The organism is Pseudomonas sp. CM25 (assembly GCF_013179705.1).
In the GTDB taxonomy this organism is placed as follows: Bacteria; Pseudomonadota; Gammaproteobacteria; order Pseudomonadales; family Pseudomonadaceae; genus Aquipseudomonas.
Window position 1 is genome coordinate 1 of record NZ_JABMCW010000738.1, and the last position, 526, is coordinate 526.

Here is a 526-nt window from a genome sequence, read left to right on the forward strand (position 1 = left end):
CTGCCCTTCCTCCCAACTTAAAGTGCTTTACAATCCGAAGACCTTCTTCACACACGCGGCATGGCTGGATCAGGCTTTCGCCCATTGTCCAATATTCCCCACTGCTGCCTCCCGTAGGAGTCTGGACCGTGTCTCAGTTCCAGTGTGACTGATCATCCTCTCAGACCAGTTACGGATCGTCGCCTTGGTGAGCCATTACCCCACCAACTAGCTAATCCGACCTAGGCTCATCTGATAGCGCAAGGCCCGAAGGTCCCCTGCTTTCTCCCGTAGGACGTATGCGGTATTAGCGTTCCTTTCGAAACGTTGTCCCCCACTACCAGGCAGATTCCTAGGCATTACTCACCCGTCCGCCGCTGAATCCAGGAGCAAGCTCCCGTCATCCGCTCGACTTGCATGTGTTAGGCCTGCCGCCAGCGTTCAATCTGAGCCATGATCAAACTCTTCAGTTCAATACTGCTTGGGTTTTTAAGAAACCCTAAACTTGGCTCAGCAATCTCAAATGACTATGTGATTTCTCGCATGG

Annotated in this window: 1 rRNA gene; it reads right to left on the bottom strand. The window is 52.7% G+C overall.

Going from position 1 to position 526, the window contains the following annotated elements:
• A 16S ribosomal RNA gene (locus HP546_RS31035) occupies window positions 1–452 on the bottom strand; the annotation flags it as partial.
• Between the last annotated feature and the right edge of the window lie 74 nt (window positions 453–526).